This window comes from Methylobacterium sp. WL103, assembly GCF_008039885.1.
Classification (GTDB): Bacteria; Pseudomonadota; Alphaproteobacteria; order Rhizobiales; family Beijerinckiaceae; genus Methylobacterium; species Methylobacterium cerastii.
The window spans coordinates 1-5,046 of sequence record NZ_VRUX01000305.1; the positions used below are offsets into that span (position 1 = coordinate 1).

Below are 5,046 nucleotides of genomic sequence, written 5' to 3' on the forward strand. Positions count from 1 at the left end.
CCCGCTCGGCGTTCCGGCCTCGCAGGGCGCGACGCCGCTCCGCCTCGTCCTGCGCAGCGGCGCCCTGACCTTCGGGCCGCTGCGCGACGGGGTGCCGACCGCAAGCCGCCTCGACCTGTCAGGCGTAACCTTCCCGGCGACGATGGTCGCCGGCGTGCCGGTGCTCGGCGCCCTGCCGGATTACGGCTATGCCGACCTCGATTTCAACCTCGTGGTCGACTCGGCCTGGGACGAGGACAAGCGCGAGGTGGCGTTGCGCGAGATGACCCTGTCGGGGCGCGACATCGGCTCGCTGCGGCTCGCCGGCACGATCGGCGGCATGGGGCCGGAGCTGTTCGCCTCGCACATCCCGGCGGCCAGCCTGCTGATGCTCACGGCCACCGCCAAGGCCCTCGACCTCACCGTCCAGAACACCGGCCTGTTCGAGCGCTTCCTTGCCGCCCAAGCGAAGGCCCTCAGCCTGAAGCCGGAGGAATTGCGCCAGGAATACGTGGCGGCGACCCAGTTCGGTGTGCCGGCGATGCTCGGCAACTCGCCCGCCGCCCGGGCGATCGGCAGCGCGCTCGGCCAGTTCGTGACGAAGCCCGGACGCCTGACGCTGAACGCCAAGGCGAAGAACGCGGCCGGCCTGGGCTTCGCCGATTTCGGCCTCGCCCGCACGCCGGGTGCGGTGCTCGACAAGCTCGACGTGGACGCACGGGTGGAGTGAGGTCTGGCCTTCCGGCCAGACGAAGCCTTGCTTTGGTGAAACGTCACTCGGCGATGACGCCGGGGTAGCGCCGCGCCAGGTCCTGCCGGGTTGCGTCGGCCCAGGCGCGGTCGCGGCTCGTCCGCGGGCGATCGAGCGGCACCGTGGCGACCAGGCTCGCCGGGCGCGGCGACAGCAGCAGCAGCCGGTCGGCGACGGCGATCGCCTCGGCGACGTTGTGGGTCACCATCAGCACGCTCATGCCGAGCCGGTCGACGGTGTCGACCACCAGGCCGCGAAGGGAGGCGGCGGCCGCGTCGTCGAGCGACACGAACGGCTCGTCGAGCACCAGGAGACGCGGATCGTTCGCGAGCGCGCGGGCGAGCGCCACGCGGCGCTGCATCCCCAGCGACAGCGCGCCGGGAAACCGGTCCCGCCACGGGGTCAGCCCGAGATGCGCGAACAGCCCGTCGAGGTCGCGCGCGCGCTGCGGCCGCGGCATCGCCAGGCGCACGTTCTGCTCTACCGTCCGCCACGGCAGCAGACGCGGCTCCTGGAAGACCATGCCCGGCCCGTTCTCGGATGCGCGCGGGTCCGGCACGATGGTTCCGTCGTAGTCGGCGTCGAGCCCGAGCAGGATGCGCAGGGTCGTGGTCTTGCCCGCCCCCGACGGCCCGATCAGGCAAGCGATCTCGCCCGGCCGGATCGCGAAGGCGAGGTCGCGCACCGCCTCCACCGGCTCGACCGAATTCGGATGGTAGACCTTCCGCGCGATCGCGACCGTGAGGACCGCGTCCTCGCCGTCGCCGACGGCGGACATCTTATCGCCAGCGGCGGACATGTGCTTCGAGCCGCTGCAGGAGGAGGATGTCGATGGCGATCATCACGCTCATGAACACGATGCTGTAGCCGAGGATCGCGGCCACGTCGGTGCTCTGGACGAAGTAGTAGTTGATCGCGAAGCCGACGCCGTTGGGACGCCCGAGCAGCTCGATCACCAGCACGATCTTCCAGGCCAGCGACAGGCCGGAGCGTGCCGCGGCGACCGCGTAGGGCTGCAGCTGCGGCACGAGCACGTGGGCGACCCAGGAGCGCCGGTCGAACCGGTAGGTCTGCGCCATCTCCTCGAGGCCGGGGTCGAGGTCGCGCGCGCCCTCTCGCAGGATGACGGCGACGTTGGGCAGCTTGTTCAGCACCACGGCGAGGATCGCGGCCGTTTCGTTCAAGCCGACCCAGACGTAGGCCAGCACGGTGATCACCAGGGCCGGCGTGTTCAGCATCGCCAGGAGCGGCGTGTCGAGGAGGGTGTTCAGGCGCTTCGAGCGCCCGAGCGCCACGCCGAGCAGGACGCCGAGCACCATCGCGAGCACGAACGAGACGCCGACCCGCGCCAGCGTGATCCCGACATTGGTCCACAGGTCGCCGCGCGCCGATTCCCGGGCGATGAACGTCGCCACCGCGAGCGGTGTCGGCAGCATCCGCGAGCCGGCGACCTGCGCCGCCGCCTGCCATGCGGCGAGCAGCACCAGCATGGAGGCGAGACGGGTAAGGACGGCCCGGCGGTTCGAGTCGCTGGCGCGGATCAACCGGTCGTCCCGTCGTAGTACAGGCCCGGCGGCAGGCCGGTGCCGGTGCCGACGAGGCGCTCGCCCCCGAGCCGCGACATCACCGAGAACAGCCGCTCGCCGTCGCTGCGCTCCTCGGCCACGGGCCGGCGCGGGATGCCGGCGAGGTATTCCCGCTTCAACGCCTCGAAGATCGCGTCGTCGTCGGCCGCCATCAGCGGGCGCACGATCGTCCAGGCGGAGGGATCGCCGGCCAGCATGTCCTTGGCCGCGCGCACGGCGCGGACGAAGCCTGCCATCGCCTCGGGCTTGTCGGTGACGGTCTGCGCCTCGAACAGGTAACCGATCAGCGCGAACGCACCCTTCGCACCGAGCGCCCGCATCATGTCGTCGGCGCCGATCAGCCGGCGGAAGCCCTTGGCTTCGAGGCGCGCGCAGTAGGTCCAGTAGGTCAGCGCCGCATCGAGCGAGCCTTGCTCGAGCTTCAGCGCGATCAGGGGCGGCGCGCCGTAGGCGATCTCGCTCTTGGCCTCGATGTCGAAGCCGGCGGCGTCCTGCGCCTGGGCCTTGAGCAGCAGCCAGTTCTTGTCGAGGGGGCCGCCGCCGACGCCGAGGCGCTTGCCTTCGAGGTCCTTGAGGGTCTTCACCGGGCTTGCCGCGGGCATCATCACGGCGCCCTCCGAGGTCGAGGCCGGCACGTAGCGCATCGCGCGGCCCTCGTTGCCGAGGCGGGCCGCCCAGAGCAGGTCGCCGACGATCACGTCGACCTGGCCGCCCATGAAGGCGATGCGCGCCGCGTCGTTGCCGGCGAGCTTCACGAGGTCGAGGTTGAAGCCGTTGGCGGCGTCGAGCCCGCGCGCCTTGATCAGCGCGGCTTCCCACGCGACCGTGCCGAAGGGCAGGCTGCCGAGGCGTACGCTCGGCGCCGCCAGCGCCCGATGCGACAGCATCGGCAGGCCGGCGAGCGCGGCGGCGAGCAATCCGCGCCGTGACAGCATCGCGCCTTCTCCCTAGAGATCGTCTCGGCCGATCTTGGCCTTGTGCCGTTCTCGGCCGGAACCGTGAGGCACCGGCGCCCGCGGAACCATTGTGCAGATGTCTTAGGGCGCGGGGGGCGGCCCGTCCACATCCGCCTTGCGCGGTCGCGGCTGCCGGGGCAGGCTCGGGCGGGGAAAACCGATCGGGAGAGACGACCATGGCCGAACCGCGCGAAGGCGCCCTCGACGACGCGACCATCGCCGCACGGATCGCCGCCGAGATACCGGCCTGGCGTTACGAGGACGGGTGGATTCGCCGCACCTACAAGACTGCCAGCTGGAAGAGCACGCTGATGGTGATCAACACCGTCGGCCACCTCGCCGAGGCGGCGTGGCACCACCCCGACCTCACCGCCTCCTACGCCTGGGTCGAGGTGCGGCTGATGAACCATGCCGCCAAGGGCATCACCGACAAGGACTTTGCGCTGGCCCGCAAGATCGAGGAGGTCGTCTCCTGGCAGCCGGGCCTCGAAGGCGCCGGCCTGGAGGGCACGCCGACGGACCCGCGCTTCGCCTACGTGAAGTACGACAAGTAGGGCGTTCCCTAACGACACCCTCACGGCGTCGTGCGGCCTGACCGCTCGATTCCTCACGGTCGCGGGCCGATCTTGGCGGTGCGGTCCCATCCCGGGACCGCGCCAGCCCCGGGTGAGACCATGCCGAACCTCTCGACCGCCGTCGTCCCGTCGCCCGCCCGCCCGGCCGCCGCAAGACCCGGTCTCAGCTTCACCATCGGGCAGGATGTGAGCGGCTGCTGGGTCGCGCTGGAGAGCCACGGCATCGCCGGCGGGCTGTTCCGGAACCGCGACGACGCGATCCATTATGCCGGGGTCGAGATTCGCAATGGCGCCGGCGAGATCCGCTTCGCCACCGGGCCGGTCGCCTTCACGGCCGACCGCTGAGGCGCGGCGGTCACGGGGCGTTCTTCACCCGGCGGCACTCGGTCTTGAGGTAGGAGGTCTTGCCGATCTCGTCGCGCAAATCCGTGCGGGCGATGATCTCCTGCCAGCCGTTGGTGCAGCCGAGCTCGTTCGCGACGCGGACCTTGCGCACCTCCAAGGCCTTGTCGTCGGTGCAGGCTTCCTGCGCGATCGCGTTGGCGCAGACGAGGACGACGGCGAGGAAGGTGTTCACGGACAAGGTTCTCCCGCGGAAGGACGTGGCAGCCTTACGCGCGAACCGCGCACGAGGTTTCGCGCCGGGCGGGTCGTCCGCGGTCGTCGCTCAGGCCGGGCTTCGCGCCAGCGTGACGAGGCGGTCGGCGGCGTAGGTCGCGCCCTCGACCGGGTTCGCCACCCAGCGGCAGCGGCCGATCGCCATGTCGTGCCCCGCATGGAAATGACCGGACACCCACAGGTCGGGTCGCGCCGCGTCGTCGAGGTCGTCGAGCACCGTCGTCGCGTAGAAGGCCGGCACCCACCACGGCACCCCCGGTGCGTCGCGGAAGGCGTCGGCCGCACGCGGGCTCGGCGGATGGTGCGTCACCGCCACCGTCGGCCCGTGGAAGGGCTGTGCCAGGGTCGCCAGCAGCTCGGCCCGCTCCAAGGCGTGCGCCGCCATCGCGTCGGCGGGCAGCCAGACCGTGCCGTGCGCCTTGCGGATCGAGCCGCGATACTCCCGCGAGCCGGTGATCGGGTCGGTCATGCGGTCGGCCGCGTAGGCCACCGGGTCGGCCGGGCGGTCGGGGGCGTCCGGCCCGAGCCAGCGCCCCGCCAGCGACCAGTCGCTCCACAGGGTCGCGCCGACGAACCGGACC

General features: G+C 71.6%; 6 protein-coding genes and 2 pseudogenes. 3 read left to right on the forward strand and 5 right to left on the reverse strand.

Translation table 11 applies throughout. The features are described 5' to 3' along the window. A pseudogene (locus FV222_RS29755) lies at positions 1 to 709 on the forward strand (hypothetical protein); the annotation flags it as partial. Between the two features lie 43 nt (positions 710 to 752). Here FV222_RS29755 and FV222_RS16910 read toward each other — a convergent pair. Genes FV222_RS16910 through FV222_RS16920 form a run of 3 tightly spaced genes read right to left on the reverse strand, consistent with a single transcriptional unit; the run spans position 753 to position 3,251 of the window. Continuing rightward, positions 753 to 1,529, reverse strand: a complete 777-nt coding sequence (locus tag FV222_RS16910) for an ATP-binding cassette domain-containing protein (protein WP_187277362.1) — start codon at positions 1,527 to 1,529, stop codon at positions 753 to 755. Beyond that, positions 1,510 to 2,220, reverse strand: a complete 711-nt coding sequence (locus FV222_RS16915; protein ID WP_147815208.1) for an ABC transporter permease subunit — start codon at positions 2,218 to 2,220, stop codon at positions 1,510 to 1,512. Before FV222_RS16915 ends, FV222_RS16910 begins: the two co-directional genes overlap by 20 nt. A 50-nt stretch (positions 2,221 to 2,270) precedes the next feature. Further along, on the reverse strand, positions 2,271 to 3,251 hold the full coding sequence (locus FV222_RS16920) for an ABC transporter substrate-binding protein (protein WP_147815202.1): 981 nt from the start codon (positions 3,249 to 3,251) through the stop codon (positions 2,271 to 2,273). A 197-nt stretch (positions 3,252 to 3,448) separates the two neighbouring features. Between FV222_RS16920 and FV222_RS16925 the strand changes: the two genes are divergently transcribed. Further along, positions 3,449 to 3,826 carry a 4a-hydroxytetrahydrobiopterin dehydratase gene (locus FV222_RS16925; protein ID WP_147762074.1) on the forward strand — a complete coding sequence of 126 codons (378 nt, stop codon included), beginning with the start codon at positions 3,449 to 3,451 and terminating at the stop codon, positions 3,824 to 3,826. A 120-nt stretch (positions 3,827 to 3,946) separates the two neighbouring features. Beyond that, a complete protein-coding gene (locus tag FV222_RS16930; protein WP_147815204.1) occupies positions 3,947 to 4,192 on the forward strand; it encodes an RAG2 PHD domain containing protein in 246 nt (81 codons plus the stop codon). A gap of 10 nt (positions 4,193 to 4,202) precedes the next feature. On the opposite strand, the gene FV222_RS16935 is transcribed toward FV222_RS16930, so the two are convergent. Next, on the reverse strand, positions 4,203 to 4,424 hold the full coding sequence (locus FV222_RS16935) for a hypothetical protein (RefSeq protein ID WP_147815206.1): 222 nt from the start codon (positions 4,422 to 4,424) through the stop codon (positions 4,203 to 4,205). Positions 4,425 to 4,514: 90 nt separating this feature from the next. Then, a pseudogene (locus FV222_RS16940) lies at positions 4,515 to 5,046 on the reverse strand (metallophosphoesterase); the annotation flags it as partial.